Origin of the sequence: Georgenia sp. H159 (assembly GCF_035607575.1) — a bacterium.
GTDB lineage: Bacteria > Actinomycetota > Actinomycetes > Actinomycetales > Actinomycetaceae > Oceanitalea.
Map to the genome: position 1 here is coordinate 200588 of NZ_JAYDZY010000007.1, position 26364 is coordinate 226951.

Genomic DNA, 26364 nt, shown 5'->3' on the forward strand with positions numbered 1-26364 from the left:
TCCCCGGCTCTCATCCCAGCCGCACGTGCGCCAGCTCGGCCCGCGAGGTCACGCCGAGCTTGGCGAAGATGTTGCGCAGGTGGAAGTCGACCGTGCGGGGGCTGACGTAGAGCTGCGCCGCGACCTCCCGTGTCGCGAGGCCGCGAGCGACGAGATCCGCCACCTGGCTCTCCGTGGGCGTCAGCGATGGCGCCGCCGACGGTGCCGGGTCCCGGCGCCTGGCCCGCTCACCGGAGGCCCGCAGCTCCTGGGCCGCGCGCTCTGCCCATCGGCGGGCACCGATGTCCTCGAAGATCCTCAACGCGGTGCGCAGGTGAGGGCGCGCGTGCACCCTGCGGCGTTCGCGCCGCAGCCACTCCCCGTAGGCCAGCTGGGTACGCGCTTCGTCGACCCGTCGCGCGGAGCCTACGTGCAGCTCGAGCGCCCGCCTCAGGTGCACGCCGACGTCCTCTCCTTCGGCGAGCACCGCGGTTCCGTGCTCGGCGACCGCCGCTGCCCACGCGGAGCCGGTGCCCTCGGCGAAGTGGGCGATCTCGTCCAGCCAGCGCTCGGCGAGGTCGCGGCGACCCGCGAGGACGGCGACCTCGATGCGGTCGACCGCGATCATCCGCTCGGCGAACCCGTGCGACATCTCCTCGTAGTGGTGCAGGGCATCGGCAGGTGAGTCTGCGAGGAGGGCGCGGGACCACCGGAGCTGGTCCTCGACCGACGCCGACGTCGTCCCCGTGAGGCCCGCGGCGACGGTGCGCTCCAGCGTCGCCAGGTGCACCGGTGCGTCCTGCTCCCCACGCATCGCCGCGACGAGCACCAGCCAGGCACGCGGCATCGCGGTCAGGTCGGGTCGCCCCGTGGTCTCCGCGAGGCCGAGGGCCTCCTGCGCGCCTGCGGCGAGCTGGTCCCAGCGTCCCAGGACGGTGTCGAGCCCGCCACGGCGGGTGAGCGCGTACAGGACGAGGACGAGAGACCCCGCGTCCCGCGCGTTGCCGAGCAGCCGTTCGTGCAGGCGCAGGGCGACGTCGTCGAGACCGACGTGCATGGCCGCCAGCGCGAGGTTCGCCTGCAGACCGTCCAGGCCCGGATCGGCGTCGTCGGTGTGCGACTCCGCGCTCCGGACCGCGACCACTGCCTCCGCCCACTCGTGCCGGGCGATGTGGACGAACGCGCGAAGGACGTCTGCGACGCAGTGCTCCCGGTCGGTGCTCGGCGTCCCGACGAGCGAGAGTGGGTCGGTGTTCGCCTCGACGGGCACGGTGGCGGCGAGGGAGGCGGCGAACATCGCCATCTCCCTCGCCCTAGACTGGTCGTGGGGCGATACGGCGGTGGCCTCCTGCAGCAGCCGCCGGTGCGCGAGCTGCGCCGAACCGGCGTTCCACTCGACACGTGCGCGGAGCAACGCGGCGTCGGCGCGCACGACCGGGTCGACCGCGGACAGGAGTGCCGCGTCCGCGAGAGTGGCCGCCCGGTCCGGTCGGCCGGCAGTCCACGCCGCCGCTGCCGCGCTGTGCAGGCACCGGGCCCGGTGGTCCGCGTCGACCGTGAGCTCCGCGGCCCGCTCCCACGCCGCCGCCGCGGCCTCATGGCCGCCCACGGCTGCCGAGCGCTGCGCCGCTGCTTCCAGCTCGCCGACGATCGTCTCGTCGGGCTGGTCGGCCGCTGCGGCCAGGTGCCACGCCCGACGGTCGACGGAGGCCGTCCCGAGCAACGCCTGCGCCAGTGCGGCGTGCACCTGCCGGCGCTGCGGTGTCGTCGCTCCGCCGTAGACGGCGGAGCGGACCAGCGGGTGGCGCAGCTCCACGTGCCCGCCGTGCCGGGCGAGCAGGCCGGAGCGCTCGGCCTCGTCGAGTGCCTGGTCACCGGAACCGAGCCGGCGGGCGGCGGTCTCCACGACCGTCAGCTCCCCGGTGTCGTCAGCCGCGGCGACGAGCACGACGGTCTGTGCCGCCGCGCCCAGGTTGCGGTAGCGATCGAGGAAGGCCGCCTCGACGCCTCCGGTCAGCGGCAGCACGGACGGCAGCGGCATGCTGCCGAGCAGGACGTCGCGGTGCAGGACGCCGGCCAGCTCCGCAAGCGCGAGGGGGTTGCCTCCCGTTCGGGCGTGCAGTGCCGCCGCAACAACGCTCGGCACGTCCCCTCCGACAGCCTCGGTCAGCAGCAGGCGCGTCCCGACCGGGTCCAGGTCACCGACCGGCAGGGTGGGCAGGTCGGGGTCGACGGGTGAGTCGTCGCGGACCGCGAGCACGACGGCGAGGTGCTCGCCCTCGGTGCGCCGGGCGACGAACAGCAGGGCCTCCCGCGAGGCGTCGTCGAGCCAGTGTGCGTCGTCGACCGCGACGACGGTCGGGGACGCGGCCGCGGCGTCGGAGATCAGCGTGAGGACGGCGAGGTAGACGAGGTACCTGTCCACCCCGCCGTCGGCGTCGTCGGCGTGCCCGAGGGCCGCCCGCAGTGCTGCCGCCTGCCGGGCCGGCAGTGTCTCGATCTGGCTCGTCAGCGGGCGGAGCAGGCGGTGGAGGGCGGCGAACGCCAGCGGTGACTCGGACTCGACGCCCCGCACGCGGAGCACTCGCATGGGCGGAGCTGCCGCCACGGCGTCGGCGAGCAACACCGACTTCCCGGCGCCCGGCTCACCGGTCAGCACCAGGGCACCGCCGTCCCCGCGGCACGCTGCCTCGAGCACCGCTCGCAGTGCGGCCCGCTCGGCGTCCCGGGCGACGATCACGGCGGTACTCTACGGCGCCGGTGCCCTCACCAGGGGTCGTTCGCTGCGCAGCCGTCGCCAGGCCCGGCCCGGTGGTGACCACCCGGGCGGCGTCGTGCCTCTTACCCCTGTCGCACGAGGGTCCACGCGCCCAGGGCAGCCGTGGCGACCGCGACGACGGCGGCCGCGACGAACGCTGCCGCGAACCCGTCGTGTGACACCACGTGGCCCGCGCCCCCGCTCACGGCTGCGGCGACGGCGGTGAACGCCGCAACGCCGACGGCAGCGCCGACCTGCGTGCTCGAGCTCGCCAACCCCGACGCCAGTCCCGCCCGTTCTGCCGGGATGGCGCCGACGACGACCATGGTCGTGGGGGTGAAGCTCAGCGCCACGCCCACGGCGACGAGCAGCAGGCCGGGCAGGACGTCGAGAAGGTACAGCGCGGAGGACGGGCCGCGGGCGATCCACAGGTGGCCCGTCGCGAGGACCACCAGACCGATCACCATGCTGCGCTCCGGCCCGAACCTCCGCAGCACGCGCGGAAGGAGACTCACCGAGGCGACGAACCCGGCGAGCGACGTGGGCACCATCGCCAACCCGGCCGTCTGCGGCGCCATGTGCAGGGCCTGCTGGAGGTAGAGCGCGATGAGCACGAACGTGGAGGCACGCGCCGCGCCGCCCAGCACGGCCAGGGCGACGCCCGCACCGACCCGTCGGGCCCGGAACAGGTCCAGCGGGACCAGCGGGTCGGCGACCCGGCGCTCCACCCGGGTGAACGCGATGAGGAGCAGCCCGGCGAGGGCCGCGCCGCCGAGCACGGACGGTGAGGCCCACCCGTGCTCCGGGACGGCCAGCGCGGCGTGGATGAGGACGAGCACGGCCGCGGTGATCGTGGCCGCGCCGAGCGCGTCGAAGCGCCGGCGGTGGCGGGCACCCGCGTCGTCGAGCAGACGACGGGCCCCGCCGATCATGGCGAGGGAGACCGGCACGGTCGCGAAGAACACCCACGTCCAGCCCAGCGTCCCGGTCAGCAGCCCGCCGGCCAGCACGCCGGTGGCGCCACCGAGAGTGGACGCGGCACCCCAGGCGCTCATCGCCCGGGCGCGTGCGGGCCCCGGGGACATGGCCAGCAGGAGGGACATGGCGGCGGGGCTGAGGGCAGCGGCTCCAGCTCCCTGGACCACGCGCGCCGTGACGAGCACACCCTCGTTCCCGGCGGTGCCGGCCAGGAGGGTGCCGAGTGTGAAGACGGCCGCCCCGACGACGAACATCCGGCGCCGTCCGACGACGTCGGCCGCCCGCCCGGCGAGCAGCAGCAGACTCCCGAACGCCAGGACGTATGCGTTGACCACCCAGGACAGGCCGGCCGGGCTCAGGCCGAGCTCGTCCTGGATCGAGGGGAGGGCGACGTTGACGATCGAGGTGTCGAGCATGACGACGAACTGCGCCGACACGAGGAGGGCGAGGGCGGCGCGGCGGCGCCGGGCACCGCCGGGAGCGGTCCGCCGGGTGGGCGCCACCGGGCTCTGGCGGACCGCTGCCGGCGGGGTGTCGGGTCGAGCAGGGGTGCTGGTCATGACGGGCTCCTTGTCTGGTTGGTGGAACGCAGCGTGCCGCGGCCGCTCGCGCGTTTGCGCCGGTGAAACCACCGGGTACGACCCCGGCAAGAACGAGTGGCGGACGCGCGCGGACGGCCGGGCGCCGTGCTGGGCGCCCGGCCGTCCGCACTGCCCTACCGGGCCGCCACCGCCTGCAGCACGTCGAGCCGCGCGGCCCGTCGCGCGGGCAGCATCCCCGCGAGCAGCCCGGCCACCGTGGTCAGCGCGACCATCAGCAGCAGCCGGTCCACCGGCAGCTCCACCGGCACCGGCTCGGCCCCGGACAGCGCTCGGACTGTCGCGGCCCCGAGGCCCGCGCCGAGCCCGACGCCGACGAGGACGGCCAGTGCCGCCACGAGCGCGGCCTCCCAGCGGACCATCCAGCGCACCTGCGCGCGGGTCATGCCGACCGCGCGCAGCAGCCCGATCTCCCGGGTCCGCTCGACGATCGAGAGCGCCAGGGTGTTGGTGATGCCGAGGAGCGCGATCGCGACGGCGAGCAGCAGCAGGACCGTGACCATCCCGAGGACCTGGTCGACCGCGCCCGCCCGGGCCGCGACGGCGGCGGACAGGTCGCGCACGGCAGCGGTCTGGAACTCCGCGACCGCCTCCGCCACGGCCGCCTCACCGGTCGCGGCGTCCACGCCCTCCGCCAGCCCGACGAGGAGGGAGGCGTCGACGTCCTCGGTGAAGTGCTCGGCGTAGGTGTCCATCGAGATGAGGTACCCGGTGGCCAACGCCTGGACGTCCCCGTCATCGACCAGCCCGACGACCTCGAGGTCCTGGTCGCCGGTCCGGGAGAAGGTCGCGGTGAGGGTGTCACCGACACCGATCCCGCGCTCGGCGGCCTTCTCCGCACCGACGACGATGCCGCCGTCGGTGAGGGCGTCGAGCGACCCAGTGACCATGTCAAGGTCGGCGACCTGCCCGATGGTGGCCGGGTCGATGGCCGTCAGGGCGCTCGTGGCGCCGGCGTCCTTCCAGTGGCCGTACCGCACCCGGGAGACGACGGCGACCTCCGGCACGTCCTCGACGGCGTGGTGGACGTCGTGCGACAGCCCGCCCAGCATCTCGGCGCGAGCGCTCTCGACCACGAGGTCGGCGGTGATGACCTCCTGGTAGCTGGTGGCCGTCATGGCCTTCACGGACTGGCCGAGGATCGTCATGAAAGTGATGAGCGTCAGCCCGATCGCCAGCGCCGTCATCGTCGCCGCGGTGCGGCGCGGGGCACGGGCGGCGGACTCCCGGGCCAGGCGGCCGGTCATGCCGGCCGCGTCGAGCGGGCGACCGAGCAGCCGGACCAGCCGGGGCGCCAGCACCGGCCCCAGGAGCGTCAGCGCGACGAGCGCGGCCACCGCACCGGTCGCCACGACCAGCACATCCGCACCGACGACGGCGGACCCGACGGCGCCGACGGCGACCACGGCCGCGAGCCAGCCCAGCACGGTGCGGCGGCGGGACGGCGGGACGGCGCCGATCTCCCGCATGGCCTCCACCGGAGCGACCCGGGCGGCCTTGCGGGCCGGCCCGGCCGCGGACAGCACGGTCACGACCACGCCGATACCGAGGGAGACCAGCAGGGTCCGTGGCGAGACGACCAGGCCGCCGTCGGGCAGGGCGACCCCGAAGGTCCGGGCCACGCCGCGCAGGCCGTACCCGGCGATGACCCCGACCCCGGTGCCGAGCAGAGCACCGACGGCACCGACCACGGCTGCCTCCCCCAGGACGGAGCGGCGCAGCTGCCGGGCGGTGGCGCCGGCGGCCCGCAGCAGGGCCAGCTCGCGCGAGCGCTGGGAGATGACGATCGCGAAGGTGTTGGCGATGAGGAAACCGCCGACCAGCAGCGCAGCCCCCGCCATCGACAGGAGCATCACGCGGATCATCGACAGCTTCGACGCGGCGGCCGCTGCGCCGGCGGCCACCGTGTCCTGGGACGTGGCGACGTCGTACTCGGCTCCGAGCTCCTCCCCCACCACGCTCTGCAGCTCGGTGGGCGTCACCCCGTCGGCCGCGACGGCCTGGACCTGGGTGACCTGGTCGCCCAGGTCCAGCAGCCGCTGGGCGGTGGGCAGGGGGACGAGCGCCATGGTGGTGTCGGCCAGCCCGTCCTCGCTGCCGAACCCCGCGAGGCCGACCACGGTGAAGGTCCCGGTGGTGTCGGCCTTGACGGTGACCTCGTCGCCGATGCCGATGCCATAGGTCTCGGCGGTGGCGACATCGAGGACGACCTCTCCGTCCGCCGTCGGCTCGCGACCGTCGCGAATCTCGAAGGCACCGAACGGCGCCGGTGACCAGGAGGACAGGAGCGAGGACCCGGCCGGGACGAGCGGCTCACCGTCGAGCTCCAGCAGGCCCCTCCCGGCAGCGGAGGCAGCGGCCTCGGCCACCCCGTCGACAGCACGGACGCGCTCGACCAGGTCGCCCGGCAGCGGGTCGCGCTCGACCTCGACGCCCATCGCGGAGTCGAAGGCTGCGGCGTCCCGGACGGTGAGGTCGACACCCGCCGAGGCGGTGCGGAACTGGTCCTCGAAGAGCTTCTGGGAGGTGTCGGTCAGCACGAGGCTGCCGGCGACGAAGGTGACGCCGAGGACGACGGCGATGAGCGTGAGCGCGAACCGGGAGCGGTGGGCGCGGATCTGGGCAAGGGTCAGGTGCCACATGTCGGTCAGACCTCCCCGGTGGTCAGGCGCGCCATCGTGGCGAGGACGGCGGCGGTGGTCGGCTCGCTGAGCTCCTCGACGATGCGGCCGTCGGCGAGGAAGACGACGCGGTCGGCGTGGGCGGCGGCGGAGGGGTCGTGGGTGACCATGACGACCGTCTGCCTGAGGTCCCGGGCGGCGTAGCCCAGGAAGCCGAGCACCGCCTCGCCTGCCCTCGAGTCGAGGTTACCGGTGGGCTCGTCCGCGAAGACGATGTCCGGCCTGGCGATCAGCGCCCGGGCGACGGCGACGCGCTGCTGCTGCCCGCCGGAGAGCTCGGCGGGCCGGTGGGTGAGGCGGTCGGCGAGCCCGACGACGTCGACCAGCTTGGCCATCCACTCCGGGTCCGGCTTCCGGCCGGCGAGCGTGAGGGGCAGGGCGATGTTCTCCGCGGCGGTCAGGGACGGGACCAGGTTGAAGGCCTGGAACACGAAGCCGATCCGCTCCCGACGCAGCACGGTGCGCTGCTCCTCGCTGAGCGTGGTGAGGTCGGTGCCGCCGAGGAGGACCTGGCCGGAGTCGATGGTGTCGAGCCCGGCGAGAGCGTGCATCAGGGTGGACTTTCCGGAACCGGACGGTCCCATGACGGCGGTGAACCGGCCTGCGGGGATGGTGACGTCAGCGGCGTCGAGGGCGCGGACCTCGGTCGCGCCGTGCCCGTAGGTCTTGACGACGGCGCGGGCCTCGACGGCCACGGCTGTGCGGACGACGTCGGGCCTTGTCAGGGTGCTCATCGGTGTTCCTCTCGGCGGGTCGGGCGGTAGATGGACGAGGTGCGGGGGCGACGGGCGGCAACCCGGCGGGCGCGGTCGGTCCCGGCGCGCTCCATGAGCTCGCGGGCGTCCTGGTGGTGCAGGTCGAGCCAGGTGTACATGGCGGTGTCCTCGGTGCTAGTCGTGCAGGGTGAGGCCGGCTCCCTCGAGTGCGGCGGCGACGTCGCCTCGCTCGAGGGGACGGTCGGTGGTGATGACGACGCTCCCGGCGCCCGGGTCGAAGGAGACGCCGGCGATTCCGGGCAGGCCGGCGATGACGGCGGCCATCGCGTCGGCGGAGTCCTGGCCGGTCATCCCGCCCACCCGGAAGCTGGTGGTCCCGACGAACGTGCGGGGCGTGTCGCGCATCATCGGTGGGTCGCTCTCCCTGGGTGGTTGGTACGCCACCGAGACTCCTCCGCGACCGCCCTCGATCGCGCCGGTGAAACCACCGGGTTCGTCGCCGGGTCCGGCACGCCCGAGCGCGCTGTTCCTCGGTCGGCCACCGTGCCCGACACGTCGGAGCGCGAGCGGTCGCTCCTCGACAGTGACGCGGGAGCGATCAAGGACGCTCTCCCGGTGACGGACCGATCGAGGGGCCGCCCGGTCGCCACCGGATGCCGCTTGTACCATGTACTTGACACAAGAGACGACATGGGCCACCCTCGTCTTGTCACAACTGTGTGACACAAACGATGTGGGGTCCCCATGGCGCTGCCCGTCCTTCTCGTCCTGGTCGGTGGACCGCTGCTGCTCACGGTGGTGGCGCTCGCCGCACAGTCCTTCACCCGCGGGCGCGTCGACACGCGCCACGAGTGGTGGTGGGTGCGCGTGACGTGGGGTGCGGCCCTCGTCGTCGGCGTCGTGGCGGCGTGGCTGGTCGACGCCGGTCTCGACCTCGGCCGGGGCACGATGCTGGTGCCCGCGGTGCTCGGTCTGTTCGTCGTCGCGGGGGTGGGACTCGCCGAGACCGTGGTGCGACCGCAGCGGCCGACCGGCGCCCGGACAGCCTCGCTCGCACCCCGGCGGGTGGCCGACTACCTGCCGCGCACCCTGACCACCGCCGTCGCCGTGATCGCGGTGGTGCACCTCGCCACCCTGGGGCTGACCACGGCGACAGCCTCCCCCGACGACATGGGACGCACCGGCCGGCAGATCGCCGCGCACTGTGGCGACACCAGCAGCGGCGCCGGCCCGTACCCGGGCAGCTTCTACTCCGTCCCACTCACGCTGCTGCTCCTGGTCATCGGGCTGGCCACCGTGGCGGCACTCGTGGCCGTCGCCCGTCGGCCCCGCGGTTTCGCCCCCGACGACGTGGGGGACGACGTCCTTCGCCGCCGGTCATCGACGCGCATCCTGGCCGCGGCCGGCGCAGCAGTGGCCGCCAGCCACCTGGGCATCGCCTTCTTCGCCGGTACGGCGTTGCTCCGGATGGACTGCCAACGCCCCTGGATGGACCCCGTCGGCTGGGCGCTCGTGGCGACCGTGCCCGTTGCCCTCGTCCTGCTCGGCTGGTTCCTGGGGCGCGTCGTCGCCCCCGGAGCGCTCCGGGCCTCCTCACCCGCGCTGCCGGCGGGGTCACGGTGACCCTTGTCCTCGCCCTCGACCCGGACGACCCCACCCCGCCGTACGCGCAGCTGCGGCGCCAGCTGGCGGACCTCATCGCGGCGGGCCGGCTCGGCCCGGGCGACCGCCTCCCTCCCCTGCGCCAGCTCGCCGGTGACCTGGGGGTCGCCGTCGGGACGGTCGCGCGCACGTACCGCGAGCTCGAGCAGGACGGGCTGCTCACCTCCCGACGCGGCGGAGGGACCCGCGTGGCCGCGAGCGGACGCACACCGGCCACGGACCGGCGTCAGCTGCTCGCGGGCATGGCGGAGGAGTTCGTCGCCCGCGCCCGGGGCCTGGGGTTCACCGACGAGGAGGTCGTCGTCGCCCTGGGGCGACAGCTGCCCCTGTGACTCCGACTCCCGGCTGCCGCGACCACTGCCGGTCGAGCCCAGCGTCTCACCGGCGCTCGGCGACGCGCCGGGCGGCGACCGAGAGGACCTCCCACGCGGTGGCGAACGGGGGCGCGTAGGCGAGGTCCATCCACGCGAGGTCGTCGACGGTCCCACCGAACCAGAGCGTGGCGGCGGCCGCGTCGATGCGCTTGCCCGCACCGTGGCCTCCCACGATCTGCACGCCGAGCAAGCGCCGTGTGCCGCGTTCGGCGACGACCTTGATGGCGACCGGCTCGGCCTCGGGCATGTAGCCCGAGGCCGTGGTGCCCTCGAGGGTGGCGGCGAGCACGTCCAGCCCCGCCTCGACCGCGACCTCCTCGGTGAGGCCGGTCATCGCGATCTCGAGGTACTGGTCACCCCCGACGAAGCGGGTGATCGCGGTGCCGAGGGCGCCGTCGAAGGTGAGCCGGCTGTCCGGGTCGCCGAGGTTGTCCCCCAGCGCGCGACCGAGCTTGTTGGCGTGCGTGCCGAGCGGCAGGAAGCGCGGCTCGTCCAGCAGGCGGTGGTGCACCTCGCAGCAGTCGCCGGCGGCCCACACACCACGCGCGGCATCGACCCGGCCGCGGGCGTCCGGCAGCAAACCACGGTGCCGGCCCAGTGCCAGCTGCCCGGAGACCAGCTCGGTACGGGGCGAGAGGCCCAACGCGAGCACCACCAGGTCACCCGACACGTGCCGCCCGTCGGCGGTCCGCGCTCCGGTGACACGTCCGGCCTCGACGTCCAGTCCGACGACCTCGGCTCCCTCACGGACGTCGACCCCTGCCGCGCGCATGGCATCGACGATCCGCTGCGCCATCTCGGGGTCGAGCGTGTGCATGAACCGGCCCCGGGTCAGGAGCGTGCACCGGTGCCCGCGCGCCAGCGCCGCCTCGACCATCTCCAGGCCGATGTAGCCGCCGCCGGCCACGACCACGTCAGCGCCCGTCGCCAAGCGGTCCACCCACCTGCACCCGTCGTCGAGCGTGGACACCGGCCCGGTCCCCGGCAGCGGGGTGCCGTCCTGTCCCCGGGCCCACTCCGGCACGACCGGTGCAGCGCCCGTGGCGATGACGAGGTCGTCGTAGCCGAGCTCCTCGACGCCGTCGGGGCCCTCCGCCGTCACGGTCCGCGCATCGAGGTCGACGGCGGTCACCCGGGTCCCCATCCGCAGGTCGATGCCGGCTGCACGGTGTTGCTCGGGAGTCCGTGCGACGAGGGCGTCCTGCGAGTCCACGTGCCCGGCCGCCCAGTAGGGCAGCCCGCACGCGCTGTACGAGGTGTGCGACGTCGCCTCGAAGGCCACCACCGACACGTCCCGGCCGGCCCGCCGCGCTGCCCGCAGTGCCTGGTGCGCCGCCGACATCCCGGCAGCGTCGGCGCCGACCACCACGATCCTGTGCGTCATGGCCCCGACCTTCCCACAGCACCGGTGACGTCGGCACGAGAGGCCATGCCGACGGCGTCCTGCCCGCCGGCCGACGAGGAGCTCACGACTAGGGGTGGGGAGCCTGCTCGAAGGAGGCCTTGAGAGCGTCGACCGTGGTGGTGCGTTCCTTGACGGCGAACCGCCGCCAGACGGGTGTGCCCAGGCGCCACACGCCGTAGGACTCCAGCTTGCCGCGATGGCGGACCAGCGTCTCGTCGTCCCCGATGGGCTCGAGGCGGTAGCTCGGCCAGCCCTCGAACTTGAGCCGGCCCGACCTCGACTTGTCCCACCAGTGGAAGACGACGGTGTGCGGCGCCTCCATCTCCACGATCTCGCCCAGCACGGTGCCCTGGCTCGTCTCGTCGACGAACGTCGTCCCGACCCGGGGCTCGCCGGGAGTGGTCTGCCGGGTGCGCTTCAGCATGCTTCCCGTGCCGGCCAGCCAGTCGTTGTGCCCCTCGATGTCGACCAGGCGGGCGAACACCCGCTCGATCGGCGCCCGTATCGTGCGCTCGATCTCGAACTCGATGGGTCTCACGTCAATGAGCATCCTCGCCGGGCAGACGGGCCGCAAGAGTCCACAAGGGCTTCTGCTGTGCAGCGTTCAGGCGGTCCCCAGTGAGCTGGTGCTGACTCCGTTGATCGTCGGTGCGTAGTCTCGGTGCCATGGCCGAGCTGACCGTCCTCCACAACCCGCGGTGCTCGACGTCTCGTCACGCCGTCGACGTCGTCACGGAAGCTGGTGTCGACGCGGAGGTCGTGCAGTACCTCAGGACGCCGCTGGAGCGCACGCAGCTGCTCGACCTCATCGCCAAGCTCGAGGACCCGCCCGCCGCGCTCGTTCGTAAGGACGCGTTCTTCACCGAGCAGGGCCTGTCCGCCACGGACTACACGACGCCGGAGCAGGTGGCCGACCTGCTCGTCGCGCACCCGCGGCTCATGCAGCGTCCCGTCCTCGTGCGCGGCGACCGCGCGATCATCGGTCGCCCGAAGGACCGGGTGGCGGCGTTCCTCGCAGGCCACTGAGTGTTCCGACTCGGCTCGGCGTGCCTGTGGATACGCCACCCGGCGCGTCCTGGTGCACTGCAAAACTGAGACGCAGGGAGGATGACCATGCCGAAGAAGAAGCGCCGTCCGCGTAAGCCGGTGAACCATCGCCAGCGGGCGCCGCGCGCGAGGGCGACCGGAGAGCCGTCGATGAGTGACAACATCATCGGCTACGCCGTGAGTCAGGGCGTGGACGTCACCGACCCCGCCGCGCTCGACGCCTTCATGACGTTCTACAACAACCTGCCCCATGACGTGCGGGTGGAGATCAGCGACGGCGAGTGGCGCGACGACCTCGACGACGAGGAGTGGGCCGACGAGGACTGGATCGACGACGACGAGCTCGAGGGGGCCTTCCCCGCTTTCCTCGGCACCCCCGCCGACGACGACGCACTCGAGGCGCACCTGGCCACGGTGGACGAGCACGCCTACTTCGTCGACGCGACGCTCATGCAGCGAGCGGACCGCGTGCTCCGGCACATCGGCGAGGCGCACCCGTTCACCGAGGACGAAGGGCTGGGCGGCGAGGCCACCGTGTCCCTGATGGAGCAGTTCGGGCACGCGACCGACGACATCGCGACGACGTGGGATGCCATGCCCGTCAGCGTCCTGGTGGCGGGGCTGGCGGGAGGCGGCTACCTCGAGGTCTCGGGAGGGGAGATCCGCCCGGCAGCGATGGTGGCCCCGTGGGCGTGGCCGGACGCACCACCGGAGGAGCGCACCAGCGCGGGCCGCGTCCTCCACGCGACGACGCTCGGTGCATTCCTCGAGGAGACCGACGAGGGGTCCACCGCACTGGCCCCACCCTTCACCGCCATCGCGCTGATGACGGTCTGCGGCCCCGGTGGCCTGCACCTGCCCGAGACGGTGGCGGAGCCGGACGAGTTCGAGCCGCTGCGACAGAACGTCCGGGCCGACCTCCTCGTCCTGGAGGACGTGGGGATCGTGGAACGCGACGGTGACGTCTTCACGGCGTCGCCGGTGCTGCTGACGGTGCTGCCTGCTGTGCTGGAGTCGGTGTCGGGGGCCTTGCCGGGGTAGCTGTCCACAGGGCCCCGCGGGATGTCGGTCCCGTTCGCTACGCTTAGTACAAGCGTTCGACCAGGAGGGAGGGGTCATGACACCGCAGTCCCCCTCCCGCGCGAGCAGTCTCCTCGGTGAGGTCCGCCGCAGCGTGCTGGCGCTGAGGGAGTCCACGCCCGGGACCGGTGCCGGCGGGTGGGCGCGTGAGGTGCGCGAGGAGGTGGTCGCCGGGCTGGACGCGGTCATCCATGAGCTGACCGTCTACCGCGGCCAGGTGCTGCTGGCCCAGCGCGCCGACGGGCACTGGGGCTCGGTGCGCGACCGCGACTTCGCCGACTACCGCTCCCGGGAGACCGGGGCCGGTCGCGGCCCGGCCCTGGGCGAGCTGCAGCTGGCTGAGGGGCTGGCACAGATGCCCGCCGTCGCGCAGGCCGTGGACAGCGGCGAGCTCAACCTCGAGCACGCCAAGACCCTGGACCGGGTGCGCCGCGGCGCCTCACCGCAGGTGCAGGGCGCCATCGACGCCGGTGCCCTGGACGAGCTGGTCAAGCACGCGGCACGCGACAAGCTCACCGCCCCCGAGCTGGGCAAGCAGGCCCGGGCCTGGGCCGCTCAGTTCGACGCCCAGGCCGCGCAGGAAGGGTTCGACGCCGTGAGGCGACGCCGGTCGCTGTCCATGCGCAACCACGCCGGCGGCGTCAAGGGTGAGTTCTTCCTCGACCCCGTCGCCGGACAGGAGCTGCGCACCGCGCTCGACGCCATCACCGGCCGGCCCGCGGCCGCGGACGACCGCACCCGCGAGCAACGCATGGCCGACGCCCTGTCCACCATGGCCGGGCGCACCCTGCAGGTCGGCTCGGACCTCAACGGAGCCCAGGTCCGCCCCCACCTTGCCCTCCTGGTCACCGAGGAGACCTGGACCGGTGTGCTGGCCTGGCGGCGGCGCTACGAGTCCTGCCCCACCGACCGCCCACCACTGCCGGACGTACCACCCGCCGAGCTCGAGGACGGCACCCTCGTGCCGCTCCGGGAGCTCGAGCGGATCATGTGCGACAGCGAGGTCACCCGAATGGTGATGAGCGCCGACGGCGTCCCACTCGACGTCGGACGCACCCAGCGCACCTACACCAAGGAGCTGCGCCGGGCCATCACCACCCGCGACCGCCACTGCCAGTGGCCCGGCTGCACACTGCGCGCCTCCTGGTGCGAAATCCACCACATCACCTGGTTCTCCCGCGGCGGGGTCACCTCCATCGACGAAGGAATCACCGACTGCACCTTCCACCACCACCTCATCCACGAACACAACGTGCAGATCACCGTGCTCCCCGACGGCTTCGACTTCCACCTGCCCGACGGCACCCACATCGGCACCACCCGACGCGCCACCCCACCCACACCCGGCTCCCACACCCGCCGGCACTCCCGCAACTCCCAGCAGGACCGGCCGGGCCACCGCAACCGACACCCGAGACCCCCGGCGACGGGCTCGACGCCCGATCGGACGTCGAGCCGGAGACCGGACCCTGCACCCAGGAACCGCTGCCCCAGCCACCACCCGCACCATGGAACATCCAGCGGCCACCGCCACCGTCGAAACTGCCCGCACCCACCGTGGCCACCCGCCGAGAATCCCTCCCGATCCGTCCATCCACCTACGCCACCGCCCCACCACTCTGGGACTCCGACCCACCCTTCTGACGGGCCGTCGAGAGAAGCTCTGCACCGCCTGGCGGTGGTCCTGGTCCGACTTTCCGTGTCCGTCGAGCCCTCCCGGAAGACCAGGGGGAAGCTAATGCGGCGCGAGGAGGTGCGGCCGACCGATGGCGAGCCTCTCCGACGCCGTCTCCCCATCCCACGCCGCGACCGTCAGCCGGGATGGTCGGTCACCTCACGGAAACGGCGGCGGAAGTCCGGGTGCTCCCGGAGGGCCGCGAGATCGGGGTCAGTGACCGCGACCGCCGCGAACCCCCGAGCACCGATCACCGCCTCCGCCAGATCCCGCAACGCACCGGCGAGGTCACCCAGCACTGACCTGGCGCAGGCGCGGTTGTAGAGCGCCTCCGCATCGCGTGGCCGTAGCATCAGTGCCCGGTCGAGCTCGGCGAGCCCCTCGGTGGCCCGGCCCAGTCCCACCAATGTGGCACCGCGGCCGGCCGCCGCCTCGAACGACTCGGGCCTCAGCTGCGCCGCCGCTTCGTAGGACTCCAGCGCCTCCTCCGCGCGTCCGCGCTCGAGGAGAACCCGGGCGGCACGCAGGCGCGTGTCGGCGTCGTCCGGGGAGCGTTCGACGGCACGACGGGCACTCAGGAGCACGACGTCCGGTCCCTCGTCCCCGCTCTCGTCGGCGGCGTCGGTCGGTGGTCGTGCTCGCGGCGCCACGGGCCCGACGAGCACGTCCACCCGCCGGGCAAGGTCGTCCAGGTACGAGGAGCTCAGCCCCGGTTGCCCTGCGCCGGTGCGCCGGGTCATGTCCAGGGCGTGCCGCATGCCGGCGGCGTCGACCTCCTCACCGGATCGCGCCTGCTCGTACAGCGCGGCGAACAGGTCGTGCCAGGCATAGGTGTAGAACGGGTCGATCGTCGTCGCCAGGCGGTGGTAGTCGGCGGCGACGCGGTACCGGCCCCGCGCATAGTGGATGTTGCCGAGACCGTTGACCGCGTCCGTGTACTCCCGCACGCTTTTCGCCTCGTGGGGAAGCTGGTAGGCGACGAACCCGAAGATCTCCAGCGCCCGGTCGTTGTACTCCTCGCCCGTCGCGGGGTCGCCCTGCCGGATGAAGTCCTGGGCCAAGGACTTGAAGAAGTACCCGAGCTGGACGGTCAGCTGCGTGTCGCCGGGGTCCTCCTCGATGAGCGCCTCCAGCAGCTCCAGGCCCGCGCGCAACTCGTCCGAGGCACGGTCGAACCGCTGCTCGGTGAGCAGCTCGACGGCGCGCGCCTGGGTCCGCGAGACGTGCTCCCGGAAACGGCGGTTGCGCTCCTGCCTGCGCGCGGCGTCGGCCTCACCGCGCCGGTCGAGCTCGACGATGACACGGGTGGCGATGTCACCGGCCAGTCGCTCGTGGCTCCGCTCGGACAGGTCCACCCCACGGGTGAGCGTCTCGGTGGTCACCTGCAACTCAGCGGCGAGCGCCGCGACGGCGTCGTCGTTGCCCTGGAGGACCAGCAGGATCCGTTGGACACCCTCGCTCAGCTGCGCCTGCCCGTCGAGCAACGGTGCAAGGGCGGGGGCCAGGCTCTGCTCGACCAGCACCTGCAGCGCACCGTCCTGCTCGAGGACGCGGGCCGCCTGCTGCGCGTTCGCCTCGGACGCCGTCGGGTCGAAGCCCAGTCTTGCCTCGAGCCGCGCGAACACCGGCTCCAGCGCCTTGGCGATGACGGTCCCGACACCCGGCAGCACGGCCGACAGCGCGACCTCGACCCCGCCCTTGGCCGCGGCGAACAGCGCCGCCTTTGCCAGCGGGAGAAACCTGCTGGAGCTCGAGGCGGTGGCCGCGTCGTCGTCTGCTGGCCGCATCTCGCGATCCCGTCGCTCATCGCGCCACGCCCCGCCTTGTGGTGGGTCGTGGTGAGCACATCGTACGGGGAAGTCGAGGAGGCAGAGCGTCCGCTCCGTCAGCGCCGGCGCGGCTCCTCGCGAAGGAGCGCGCGGTAGCCCTCACGGAACGTGGGATACCGCAGCTGGAAGCCGCTCCCCCGCAGGCGCGCGTTGAGCATCCGTCGCCCGCTCGGCTCGGTCGTGCCGGTCGGCGCAGGTCGTTCCAGACCCAGCTCGTCGGCGACGAAGTCGCGCACCGCACCCGCTGGGCTCGGCTCGTCGTCGGTGCCGATGTACAGCCGCTCGGGTGCGGCGGGCCGGGTGAGGAGGTGCACGATGGCCGCCGCGGCGTCGTCGCGGTGCATCCGGTTGGTCCATCGGCCGGGGTCTGGGTTCTCCCCGCGACGGACCTGGTCGACCAGCCGGCCCCCGGGGGGGCCGTAGAGGCCGCTGAGCCGCAGCACCACCCCCGAGGGCAGCGCGTCGTGGAAGCGTCGCTCGGCCTCGAGGAGGATCTCCGCACGGGTGCTGTCCGGCTCGGGCACGGTCTCCTCGTCGAGGTCGCCCTGCAGGTCGCCGTAGACGCCCGTCGACGAGACGAGGACCGATCGGCCGGGGGTACTGCTCCGCAGGACGGCGTCGACCCCGCGGCGCATCGCCTCCAGGTAGGTCCGCCGGTAGCCCTCCTCGTCGCGCTGGTCGGGTGCCAGGGCGATGACGAGCAGGTCGGCCGGTAGGTCCGGGACGTCGTCGACGGCAAGGTCGACGCCCACGCCCCTGATCTGCTCGGGCAGCGCAGCGATGGTGCGCCGGACACCGGTGACGTCGTCCCCGGCGCCGGCGAGTGCGGTGCCGACGCGGATGCCGAGGTCGCCGCTGCCGATGAGGACGACGCGACGAGGGGAACGGTCCGGCTCAGATGTGGTCATCGACGAATGGTCCCATCGCGGCGCTGCCGTGACGTCCTGGGCCGACGGCACGCTCGTCGGGCCACCCAGCTCATCCGCCACCCCTCCTCCGGTCGTGGCACGCACAGACGGTCTGCGTCAGAGCCGGACGAGCATCTTGCCGGTGTTGGCGCCCTCGAGGAGGTCGATGAAGGCCTGCGGTGCGCCGTCGAGCCCCTCCCGGAAGGTCTCGTCGCCCTGCAGCCGGCCGTCGGCGAGCCAGGCCGTGGCCCTCGTCCGGTACTCCTCGGCCAGGTCGGGGAAGTGCCCGACGAGGAAGCCGCGCAGGGTCAGTCCCTTGCCGATGGCCAGGGCGAGGTTGCGCGGGCCGGGCGTCGGCTCGGTCTTGTTGTACTGCGAGACGGCGCCGCACATCGCCACGCGACCGAAGCGGTTGAGGTGGCCGATCGCGGCCTCCAGGTGGTCCCCACCGACGTTGTCGAAGTACACGTCGATACCGTCCGGCACCAGCTCGCTCAGGCCCTTACGCACGGACGTCTCCCTGTAGTTGAAGGCACCGTCGTACCCGAGCTCGCGCAGGCGCTCGACCTTCGCCGCGGAGCCGGCCGAGCCGACGACGCGCCCAGCACCGAGCGCCTTGGCCACCTGCCCCACCACCTGACCGACGGCGCCGGCCGCACCGGAGACGAAGACGGTCTCCCCCGCGCGCAGCTCGGCCACCGCGGTCAGCCCGACGTAGGCCGTCAGGCCCGTCATGCCCAGCACGCCGAGGTAGGCCGAGGCGGGGGCCGCGTCGGTGTCGATGACGGTGACGTTCTCGGCGGGCAGGACGGCGTGCTCACGCCACCCCAGGCCGTGCAGCACGTGCGCGCCCACCGGGACCGCGTCGGACCGGGAGGCGACGACCGCACCCACGGCACCGCCGTCGAGCGGGGCGTCGATCTGGAAGGGGGCGACATAGGACTTCGTGTCGTTCATCCGCCCCCGCATGTACGGGTCGACGGACATGACCGTGTTCCGCACGAGGACCTGCCCCGCTGCCGGCGCGGGCAGCTCGACGGTCTCGATGCGGAAGTTCTCGGCCGTCGGCGCGCCGTGCGGCCGGGAGGCGAGGACGATCTGGCGGGTGGCCGTGGGGATGGTGGTCATGTGCCTCAGTCCTGGTCGTGACGGTGACGGGGTGCCGCGGCCCGCGTTCGGCTGACGCTGCGCCCGGTTCTCGAACCTATGCGGGGGACGGTGCGCCTGCATCCCACCCGCCCTGCTTCCGCACCACTCGCCGCCTCCTCCGCTGTGGTAGACGGGTGTCATGCGCGAGCTCCTGTGGATCTCCCCGACCGAAGCCCTTGCCGTCGTGCTGGCCACGATCGGCATGTACCTGGCGATGCTCATCTTCGTCCGTGTCCTGGGGCCGCGGGTGCTGTCGGGGATGTCGAGCTTCGACCTCGTCGCTGTCATCGCGTTCGGTTCGGTCATCGGCCGTGCCGCCCTCGGCGAGACGCCCCGGCTGGCGGCCGGCGTCGTCGCGCTGGCCACGCTGCTCGCGCTGCAGGGTGTCGTCGGGGTGGTGCGACGGCTGCGCTGGGGTGCGCTCGCAGTGGCCAGCCACCCGGTCCTGCTCATGGCCGGCAGCCAGGTCATCGAGCAGCACATGCGGCGCTGCCACGTGCAGCCGGGCGAGCTCCAGTCACGCCTGCGGATGGCGGGGATCCGCCACCCGGGCGAGGTCGCGGCCGTGATCTTCGAGCCGACCGGCGCGGTCAGCGTGCTGCGGCGCGGCGAGCGCATCGACCCGATGCTCATGAGCGGCGTGGTCGGGGCGTCGCTGCTGTCACCCGACGTGCTCGGCGACGCCTGAGGGCCCGCACCTCCGCCGACGACGTCCGCGGGCGCCCTGGACACTGGCGGCGTCCACGAGAACGATGACCTCGTGGGCACGAGCACCGGTCGACTCGTCATCGCGTGCCGTCGGCGAGCTCGCGGAGGCTGGGGACCTCTTCTCCGAGCTCACGCCGCTGAGCTGACGCCGGTAGCGGGACGAACACCGGGGCGGCACCGCGGAGGCACCACCCGTCCGCCGCGTCCCTTCCGGACTTCGCCGCGCCTCTCGACCTCCCGGAGGAGTCGTGGACCTCAAAGCACCGGGCACGTCGCCGCGTGGGGCACCACCACGCCCGTCCCGCACCGCCACGCTCTCGGCCGACCGCGCCGGTGTGCGCGGCCGGGGGCCGGCACCTAGCGTCGAGGGCGGACCATCCACCCCTACGACGGGAGAAGCACATGTCGAACGTGACCATCATCGGCGGCCACGGCAAGGTCGCGCTCCTGCTGGCGCCTCTCCTCGTCGAGCGCGGGGACACCGTGACCAGCGTGTTCCGCAACCCCGACCACACCGACGAGGTCGCGCAGACGGGCGCGGGCACCGTCGTCGCCGACGTCGAGACGATGTCGGTCGACGAGCTCGCCGAGCTGGTCGGTGGCAGCGACGTGGTCGTCTGGAGCGCCGGTGCGGGCGGCGGGAGCCCGGAGCGGACGTGGGCCGTGGACCGTGACGCGGCCGTCCGGACCATCGACGCCGCCGAGCAGGCGGGGGTCCGCCGCTTCGTCATGGTGTCCTACGTCGGCGCCGGGCAGGACCACGGCGTGCCCGAGGACCACTCCTTCTACCCCTACGCCCAGGCGAAGGCCGACGCGGACGACCACCTGCGCGCCTCCGGTCTCGACTGGACGATCGTCGCGCCGGGCACCCTCACCCTGGAGGAGCCCAGCGGCGCGATCGACCTCGTCACGCCCGGCGACGACGGCGCGCACGAGACCTCGCGCGCGAACGTCGCCCGCGTCGTCGCGGCCGCCCTCGACGAGCCCGCGACCGTCAGGCGGATGATCGAGTTCGCCGACGGCGACACGCCGATCGCGGAGGCGCTCAGCCGGCCGTAGCTGGGTCAGCGCAGCCCGAGTTGAGCCGCGAGCGACTCCAGCGCGGGCAGCGGGTCCTGCCGGCCGGGCAGCACCTGGACACAGACGTGGTCGGCTCCGGCGTCGAGGTGCCCTCGCACGACGGCGGCCAGCTCGGCGGGGGTGCCGTGGGGAGTGAGCGCGTCGACGGCGGCGTCGGTGGCGCCGTCGTCGAGGTCGGCGGCGGTGAAGCCGTGGGTCTCGAGCGTGCGGCGGTAGTTCGAGAGTCGCAGGTAGCCCTCGAGGAACTCACGGCCCGCCTCCCGGGCGGCCGCGGTGTCGGTGGTCGGCACGAGACGCTGCTCGGGTGCGATGAGCGTTCCGGGGCCGACGACGTCGCGGGCGAAGCGCGTGTGCTGGGGCGTGGTGAGGTACGGGTGGGTACCGGCCGCGCGCTCGGTCGCGAGCTTGAGGGTGCGCGGGCCGAGCGCCGAGATCACCCGGCAGTGCGCCGGTACGCCCTCGGCGTCCAGGGTGTCGAGGTAGGAGACCAGCGCCGAGTACGGCCTGCGGTACTGCTCACCGATCGCCTCCGGGTGACCGATCCCGACACCGAGCACGAACCGGCCGGGATGGGTCTGCTCGAGTCGGTGGAACGACGCGGCGACCTCGGCCGCCGGCGCCGTCCAGATGTTGACGATGCCGGTCGCGATCGTGATGCCCTCGGTCGCGTCGAGGAGCTGCTCCGCGATCGCGAGGTCGGCGGGAGGCGAGCCGCCGATCCAGACCGCCCCGAACCCGAGCCGCTCCGCGGCGGCCGCCAGCTCCGGCGTGAGGAGCCGTCCGGCGCGCCAGAGCCCGACGTGGCCGAGTACGGGCGCGATGGCAGACGACGGGGCGGGCATCTGTTGTCCGATCGACAGGTGACGGGTCCTGAGCTCCCGCCACCGTACCTGTCAGGGTGCCGCCCCTCCTCCCAGCTCGGCGGCGCGCTCATCGTCCTCGTGCCGGTCACGGTCGGCACCCTGACCGCGGGGGGATCGTCCCCCTCGCGGGTGACACCTACCGCCCGTGTCCGACGGGTCCCCCGTCCGGGCGGCTGTCCACGTCCTCCCCCGTGACGAGATCCCCGCACTCGACCTCCACCACGTCCTGCCTCCGGAGGAAGCCGGCCGCCCCGGTCGCGGGCTCGAGCTCCGCGAGCAGGAGCGCCACGTGGTGGTGTGGCAGCGCGACGGGATGTCCGGGACGACCTCCGTAGACCGCCCGCGCCGGACCCTCTGTGGACCGCCCGAGCACCCGCCGGACGACGTCGGCGCCGACGTCCGGGAGGTCGACGAGGTGAATGACCACCCGGTCCGCGGTCGCGGTCGCCTCCAGGCCAGCCCGGAGTGACGCACCCATACCGAGTTCCCACGTCGGGCAGTGGACCTCCCGGCAGCCGGTCGGCAGGGCGGGCCGGGCAGCCCCGGTGACCACGACGACGTCGTCACAGCCACCGTCACGGAGCGTCGTCACGGCGCCCACGAGCCAGCCGGGGACGAGGATTTTCGGCAGCCCGTAGCGTCGTCCCGCCCCCGCGGCGAGGAGCACCCCGGACGTCACGTCGTGCGCCGGGCGAGAGCGGACGGCGCATCCTCACCACGCGCACGGAGCCGGCTGATCACCACGGCAAGCACGACGGCGAGCCCGAGCGCACCCAGACCCATCGCCCAGGCCGCCCCGAGGGCCGTCCCTGCGAGGTAGCCGATGACGGCCGCGCCCACCGCCGTCCCACCGTCGAAGGCCGCGTTCCACACGGCGCTCACCGTGGCGGGGTCCCCCGGTGCGCGCCGCATCGACACGTCGAGGGTGACGCTCTGCAGCGCCCCGAACGCGACGCCGAACAGGGCGGCCCCCACCATGAGAGCTGCCGTGCTGCCCGTGTGGAGACCGACCGCCAGGAGGCCGAGGCCGAGGACACCGAGGGTCGTGAGCACGGGTTCCACCACACGGTGTCCGATCCGGTCCGTCACCCTGCCCACCCTCCAGCGCGCGACCGTCCCGGTCGCCCCGAAGAGCAGCAGGGTCAGCGCGGCGACGCTCCCCTCGGGCAGCTCGAGCGGCAGCACGGTGACGAGGCCGCCGCCGGACAGCGTGACGAGGAAGAGCAGCGTCGACGGCAGCAGCAGCCGCCGCACCACCCCCGGCAGCCGGCGGAGCAGCCCGGGCTCGGTCTGCTGCCGCCCTGCCGTCACACCGCCGCACCCGAGGAGGGCGAGGACCGGCACGGCCGCGAGCCCTGCCACCCAGACGAAGCTGCCCGACAGGGTCAGCGCCGCCCCGAGCGACACCGCGAACATGTTCGGCACCGCGGCGGCCAGGCCGTAGATGCCGATGGCCTCACCCTGCCGTTCGCGCGGGGCGGCCTGCGGGATCACCACCGCACCGATGACGGTGAGCAGCCCGAAGCCGACCCCGCGGACGACCGACAGCCCGTAGAGCGACCAGAGCTCGGTGGCCACCAGGTAGAGCGGCGAGGGAACGCCGAGGAGGAGCAGCCCGGCGATGACGAGCGTCCGGGTCCGCACGGCACGCATGAGTGCCGGTGCGCTCGCCTGGGTGGCGAGGGTGGCGAGCAGCATGGCGGTCGAGACGGTGCCGACCACCGTGCGCGGGTGCCCGTTGGCCGCCGCCCACGCCGGAAGCGCCCCGAGGGTGAGGAAGAAGCTGAGGAACCCCGCGATGTTGGCGAGGAACATCGCCCGGATGCCGGGGACCCGCCACAGCGAGCCGGGCCGCGCCGTCGTCGTCACTCGCCCGGCCGCCCCTCGTGGACCGGCCCGGACCGGCTGACCGTCGTCTCGCTCACGACCGTGCCCCCGCGCAGGACGAGGCGCTCCTCGGGGGCGAGCGCGAGGGCCTCGCCCCAGCTGTCCGCCCGCACCGCGACGAGGTCCGCGCGCGCCCCCACCCACGGGCCGGCGGGTGGGAGCCCGAGGACGCCACGCGCCGTCGTCGTCACCATCTCGCGAGCCTCCTCAGGGGTGCGGTGGCCCGCGACGACGGCGAGCGCCGCGGTCTCGAGCGGGTCGAGCCTGCCCACCGGGTTGAACGGGTCGCAGACGTTGTCCCCACCGGCGGCCACGGCCACGCCCGCGTCGGTGAGCGCGTCCAGGGCCGTGATCCCCCGGGCGACGGGGTGGCTCCCCCGGCCCTGGAGGTAGAGGTTCGTCGCCGGCAGGGTGACCACGGCGACGCCGGCCGCGGCGGCGCGGGCCGCGAGGTCGGCCGCCTCCGGCGGGCTCATCGCGCCGAGGGAGACGCAGTGGCTGGCCACCACCGGGATCGCGGCCGTCTCGGCGAGGCGGACGAGGTGCTCCAGGGTGCGCACGCGGGGGTCGGTGGTCTCGTCGACGTGGAAGTCGACCGGCACCCCGGCCTCGGCCGCCACGGCGAAGCACGCGTCCAGCGCGGCGACGGGGTCCTGCTCGGCCGCCGGGCTCCCGCCGACGGCGTCGGCACCGAGCTCGAGCGCGCGACGCAGGATCCCCACGTGCTCCGCCCACCGCACCCCCTCCTCCGGCCCGCCCACGTGCGCGACCACCTGGAGGTCCAGCAGACCGTCGAGCTCCGCGCGCACCTGCACGAGTGCCTCGACCCCCCGGGTCCCGAGCAGCCGGCCGCAGCCGACGTGCGTCCGGACCGCCGTCACGCCGCGGGAGACGAGCACCCGCAGCGCCCGGTGGGCCCGGGCGGCGATGTCCTCGACCGTGAAGTGACGGACGACGTCGGCGTAGCCGGTCATCGCGCCGGCCAGCGTCCCCTCCGGGTTCGCGGCCCGGTCGAGGGTGAACACCTTGTCGAGGTGGGCGTGCGGCTCGACGAGTGCCGGCAGCAGCAGCCGGCCCTCCAGGTCGAGACCCGACCCCTCGGCCGCCGGCTCGACCGCTGTCACGACGCCGTCCGAGACGTGGACGTCGACCAGGGCGGCGCCGTCGACCAGCCGGGCGCGGCGCAGGACCGTGAGACCCATTCAGCCCTTCACCCCGCCCGACGCGATGTGGGTGACGTAGCGCTGCAGGTAGGCGAAGACGAGGACGATCGGGATGAGCATGAGCACGCCCGCGGCGAGGAGCTGCCCCCAGTCCGTGGTGAACTCCCCCATGAGGGAGTGCAGGCCCACCGACAGGGTGCGCTTGCGGTCCGAGTCGATGAAGGTGTTCGCGTAGAGGAACTCCTCCCACACCTGGATGAGGCAGAACACCGCCGCGGCCATGACGCCCGGCAGGGCGGGCGGCAGCAGCACCCGCCACAGGGCGGTGAACCGGCTGCAGCCGTCGATCATGGCGGCCTCCTCCATCTCCACCGGGATCCCCATGAAGTAGTTGCGCATGAGCCAGATGCACAGCGGCAGGGTGAAGGAGACGTAGACGAGCGTCAGCCCGATGAGGGAGTCGAGCAGACCGAGGGTGCGCACGGTCTTGTACAGCGGCATGGCGAGCAGCACCGCGGGAAACATCTGGCACGCGATGACGATGAGGAGCATCCCGCGGTTGCCGACGAAGGTGAAGCGCGAGAACCCGTAGCCGGCCAGGACGGCGACGACGAGCGCGATCGTTGTCGTCCCCGCCGCCACCATGACCGAGTTGAGGAAGTAGGTGAGGAAGTTCGTCTCCGCGACCTTCTCGTAGTGCCCGAGGTACAGCCCCGAGGGGAGCAGGCGCTGGTCGACCCCGGTGAGCTCCGGCGTCGTCTTGAAGGAGGACAGGACCATCCACACGATGGGCAGCACCGTGACCACCATGAGGAAGGCGGCCATGACATGGGCCTTGCCGCTCGCGTACGTCTTGCTCTTCCTCATCGCTTCCGCCCCTCGACGACGTAGAAGTACACGGTCGCCAGCACCATCATGACGGCGAAGATCACCATGGAGATGGCACCCGCGGCACCGAAGTCGAAGCCGACGAACGCCGTCCGGTAGGCGTAGGTCGTGAGGATCTCCGACGCCCCGGCGGGCCCGCCCTGGGTGAAGAGCCAGATGCCGTTGAAGTTGTTGATCGCACCGGAGATCGCGGTGAGCGAGCACAGCGCGAGGGACGTGCGCAGCCCCGGGATCGTCACGTGCCACAGCCGCTGCCACGGGCTGGCGCCGTCCATCATCGCCGCCTCGTGCTGCTCGTGCGGGATCTGCTGCAGGCCGGCGAGGAGGATGACGACCGTGAAGGGTGTCCACTTCCACGCCCCGATGAGGATGAGCACCGGCAGCACCGTGGAGGTGTTCGCCAGCCACAGGGGCGGGTTGTCGAGCAGCCCGGTGGCCTTGAGCAGCTCGTTGACCGGCCCCTGGACCGGGTCGAGCATGAAACGCCAGATGAGGGCGGCGAGGACGCCGGGCACCACCCAGGGCAGGATCATCGTCGTGCGGACGAAGCCGCGGGCAAAGATTTTCTTCGCCAGGACGTGGGCGATCCCGAGCCCGAGGGTGATCTGGAGCAGCCACGCCGAGACCGCCCAGACCGCGGTGCGTGCGGTCACCGTCCAGAACGTGGGGTCGCTGAAGAGGGTGGCGAAGTTGTCGAGCCCGGTGAACCGGTCCTGCCCCGGGCGGATGAGGGAGGAGCTCATGAAGCTCGTCCGCACCACGTCGAGCAGGGGGTAGCCGATGATGAGTGCCAGCACGATGAAGGCCGGCGCCAGGTAGAGGAGCGGCTCGACGGCCTTGCGTCGCCGGCGGCGGCTGCGTTGCCGGTCCGCGTCCGGCGAGACGGTGCGTAACGGGTCCGCGGTCAGAGTTGGCATTGACGTCCTTGCTCTCGA

Annotated in this window: 23 protein-coding genes and 1 pseudogene; 7 read left to right on the forward strand and 17 right to left on the reverse strand. The window is 73.3% G+C overall.

Annotated elements, in window-relative coordinates; all coding sequences use genetic code 11:
* Nucleotides 1–10 precede the first annotated feature (10 nt).
* The 6 genes from VR894_RS11515 to VR894_RS11540 all read right to left on the reverse strand — a co-directional run bounded on the left by VR894_RS11515 (nucleotide 11) and on the right by VR894_RS11540 (nucleotide 8155).
* Nucleotides 11–2719 carry a helix-turn-helix transcriptional regulator gene (locus VR894_RS11515; RefSeq protein WP_324651692.1) on the reverse strand — a complete coding sequence of 903 codons (2709 nt, stop codon included), beginning with the start codon at nucleotides 2717–2719 and terminating at the stop codon, nucleotides 11–13.
* Between the two features lie 101 nt (nucleotides 2720–2820).
* Nucleotides 2821–4275, reverse strand: coding sequence for an MFS transporter (locus VR894_RS11520; protein WP_324651693.1), 1455 nt, complete (start codon nucleotides 4273–4275; stop codon nucleotides 2821–2823).
* Between the two features lie 155 nt (nucleotides 4276–4430).
* A complete protein-coding gene (locus tag VR894_RS11525) occupies nucleotides 4431–6956 on the reverse strand; it encodes an ABC transporter permease (RefSeq protein WP_324651695.1) in 2526 nt (841 codons plus the stop codon).
* 5 nt (nucleotides 6957–6961) lie between these two features.
* Nucleotides 6962–7729, reverse strand: coding sequence for an ABC transporter ATP-binding protein (locus tag VR894_RS11530; RefSeq protein WP_324651697.1), 768 nt, complete (start codon nucleotides 7727–7729; stop codon nucleotides 6962–6964).
* Nucleotides 7726–7869, reverse strand: a complete 144-nt coding sequence (locus VR894_RS11535; protein ID WP_324651699.1) for a hypothetical protein — start codon at nucleotides 7867–7869, stop codon at nucleotides 7726–7728. The genes VR894_RS11530 and VR894_RS11535 overlap by 4 nt, the downstream gene beginning before the upstream one ends.
* 16 nt (nucleotides 7870–7885) lie before the next feature.
* Complete coding sequence (locus VR894_RS11540) at nucleotides 7886–8155, reverse strand: heavy metal-associated domain-containing protein (RefSeq protein WP_324651701.1); 270 nt, start codon at nucleotides 8153–8155, stop codon at nucleotides 7886–7888.
* A 300-nt stretch (nucleotides 8156–8455) separates the two neighbouring features.
* On the opposite strand from VR894_RS11540, the gene VR894_RS11545 reads away from it, so the two are divergent.
* The gene (locus VR894_RS11545; protein WP_324651703.1) at nucleotides 8456–9334 is read left to right on the forward strand and encodes a hypothetical protein; all 879 of its coding nucleotides are present in this window, start codon (nucleotides 8456–8458) and stop codon (nucleotides 9332–9334) included.
* Nucleotides 9331–9705 carry a GntR family transcriptional regulator gene (locus tag VR894_RS11550; RefSeq protein ID WP_324651705.1) on the forward strand — a complete coding sequence of 125 codons (375 nt, stop codon included), beginning with the start codon at nucleotides 9331–9333 and terminating at the stop codon, nucleotides 9703–9705. Before VR894_RS11545 ends, VR894_RS11550 begins: the two co-directional genes overlap by 4 nt.
* Nucleotides 9706–9751: 46 nt before the next feature.
* Here VR894_RS11550 and VR894_RS11555 read toward each other — a convergent pair whose 3' ends face one another.
* Both VR894_RS11555 and VR894_RS11560 read right to left on the reverse strand, forming a co-directional pair.
* Nucleotides 9752–11131, reverse strand: a complete 1380-nt coding sequence (locus VR894_RS11555; protein WP_324651707.1) for an FAD-dependent oxidoreductase — start codon at nucleotides 11129–11131, stop codon at nucleotides 9752–9754.
* Between the two features lie 88 nt (nucleotides 11132–11219).
* Nucleotides 11220–11690 (reverse strand): SRPBCC family protein, encoded by a 471-nt coding sequence (locus VR894_RS11560; RefSeq protein ID WP_324651709.1) that lies wholly within the window; start codon nucleotides 11688–11690, stop codon nucleotides 11220–11222.
* Nucleotides 11691–11818: 128 nt separating this feature from the next.
* Between VR894_RS11560 and VR894_RS11565 the strand changes: the two genes are divergently transcribed.
* From VR894_RS11565 to VR894_RS11575, 3 genes and pseudogenes are all read left to right on the forward strand, one after another.
* Nucleotides 11819–12178, forward strand: a complete 360-nt coding sequence (locus VR894_RS11565) for an ArsC/Spx/MgsR family protein (RefSeq protein ID WP_324651711.1) — start codon at nucleotides 11819–11821, stop codon at nucleotides 12176–12178.
* 171 nt (nucleotides 12179–12349) lie between these two features.
* Entirely contained in the window at nucleotides 12350–13240 is an 891-nt protein-coding gene (locus tag VR894_RS11570) for a hypothetical protein (protein WP_324651713.1), read from the forward strand.
* Between the two features lie 76 nt (nucleotides 13241–13316).
* Nucleotides 13317–14372 (forward strand): annotated as a pseudogene (locus tag VR894_RS11575) (DUF222 domain-containing protein); the annotation flags it as partial.
* Between the two features lie 719 nt (nucleotides 14373–15091).
* Here the strand turns inward: VR894_RS11575 and VR894_RS11580 are convergent.
* From VR894_RS11580 to VR894_RS11590, 3 genes are all read right to left on the reverse strand, one after another.
* The gene (locus VR894_RS11580) at nucleotides 15092–16741 is read right to left on the reverse strand and encodes a TPR end-of-group domain-containing protein (protein WP_324651715.1); all 1650 of its coding nucleotides are present in this window, start codon (nucleotides 16739–16741) and stop codon (nucleotides 15092–15094) included.
* A gap of 98 nt (nucleotides 16742–16839) precedes the next feature.
* Nucleotides 16840–17691 carry an SDR family NAD(P)-dependent oxidoreductase gene (locus VR894_RS11585; RefSeq protein ID WP_324651717.1) on the reverse strand — a complete coding sequence of 284 codons (852 nt, stop codon included), beginning with the start codon at nucleotides 17689–17691 and terminating at the stop codon, nucleotides 16840–16842.
* Between the two features lie 117 nt (nucleotides 17692–17808).
* Entirely contained in the window at nucleotides 17809–18819 is a 1011-nt protein-coding gene (locus tag VR894_RS11590; RefSeq protein WP_324651719.1) for an NADP-dependent oxidoreductase, read from the reverse strand.
* A gap of 160 nt (nucleotides 18820–18979) precedes the next feature.
* On the opposite strand from VR894_RS11590, the gene VR894_RS11595 reads away from it, so the two are divergent.
* Nucleotides 18980–19528 (forward strand): DUF421 domain-containing protein, encoded by a 549-nt coding sequence (locus tag VR894_RS11595; RefSeq protein WP_324651721.1) that lies wholly within the window; start codon nucleotides 18980–18982, stop codon nucleotides 19526–19528.
* A gap of 422 nt (nucleotides 19529–19950) precedes the next feature.
* Complete coding sequence (locus VR894_RS11600) at nucleotides 19951–20607, forward strand: SDR family oxidoreductase (protein WP_324651722.1); 657 nt, start codon at nucleotides 19951–19953, stop codon at nucleotides 20605–20607.
* 5 nt (nucleotides 20608–20612) lie between these two features.
* Here the strand turns inward: VR894_RS11600 and VR894_RS11605 are convergent, their stop codons facing one another.
* The 6 genes from VR894_RS11605 to VR894_RS11630 form a co-directional block, all read right to left on the reverse strand.
* Entirely contained in the window at nucleotides 20613–21470 is an 858-nt protein-coding gene (locus VR894_RS11605; protein WP_324651724.1) for a TIGR03620 family F420-dependent LLM class oxidoreductase, read from the reverse strand.
* Between the two features lie 157 nt (nucleotides 21471–21627).
* Nucleotides 21628–22170: a nucleotidyltransferase family protein gene (locus VR894_RS11610; RefSeq protein ID WP_324651726.1), complete on the reverse strand. Its 543-nt coding sequence runs from the start codon at nucleotides 22168–22170 to the stop codon at nucleotides 21628–21630.
* On the reverse strand, nucleotides 22167–23360 hold the full coding sequence (locus VR894_RS11615) for an MFS transporter (RefSeq protein WP_324651727.1): 1194 nt from the start codon (nucleotides 23358–23360) through the stop codon (nucleotides 22167–22169). The genes VR894_RS11610 and VR894_RS11615 overlap by 4 nt, the downstream gene beginning before the upstream one ends.
* A complete protein-coding gene (locus VR894_RS11620) occupies nucleotides 23357–24580 on the reverse strand; it encodes an amidohydrolase family protein (RefSeq protein WP_324651729.1) in 1224 nt (407 codons plus the stop codon). Before VR894_RS11620 ends, VR894_RS11615 begins: the two co-directional genes overlap by 4 nt.
* Nucleotides 24581–25408: a carbohydrate ABC transporter permease gene (locus tag VR894_RS11625; protein ID WP_324651731.1), complete on the reverse strand. Its 828-nt coding sequence runs from the start codon at nucleotides 25406–25408 to the stop codon at nucleotides 24581–24583.
* Nucleotides 25405–26346 carry a sugar ABC transporter permease gene (locus VR894_RS11630; RefSeq protein WP_324651733.1) on the reverse strand — a complete coding sequence of 314 codons (942 nt, stop codon included), beginning with the start codon at nucleotides 26344–26346 and terminating at the stop codon, nucleotides 25405–25407. The genes VR894_RS11625 and VR894_RS11630 overlap by 4 nt, the downstream gene beginning before the upstream one ends.
* Nucleotides 26347–26364 lie beyond the last annotated feature (18 nt).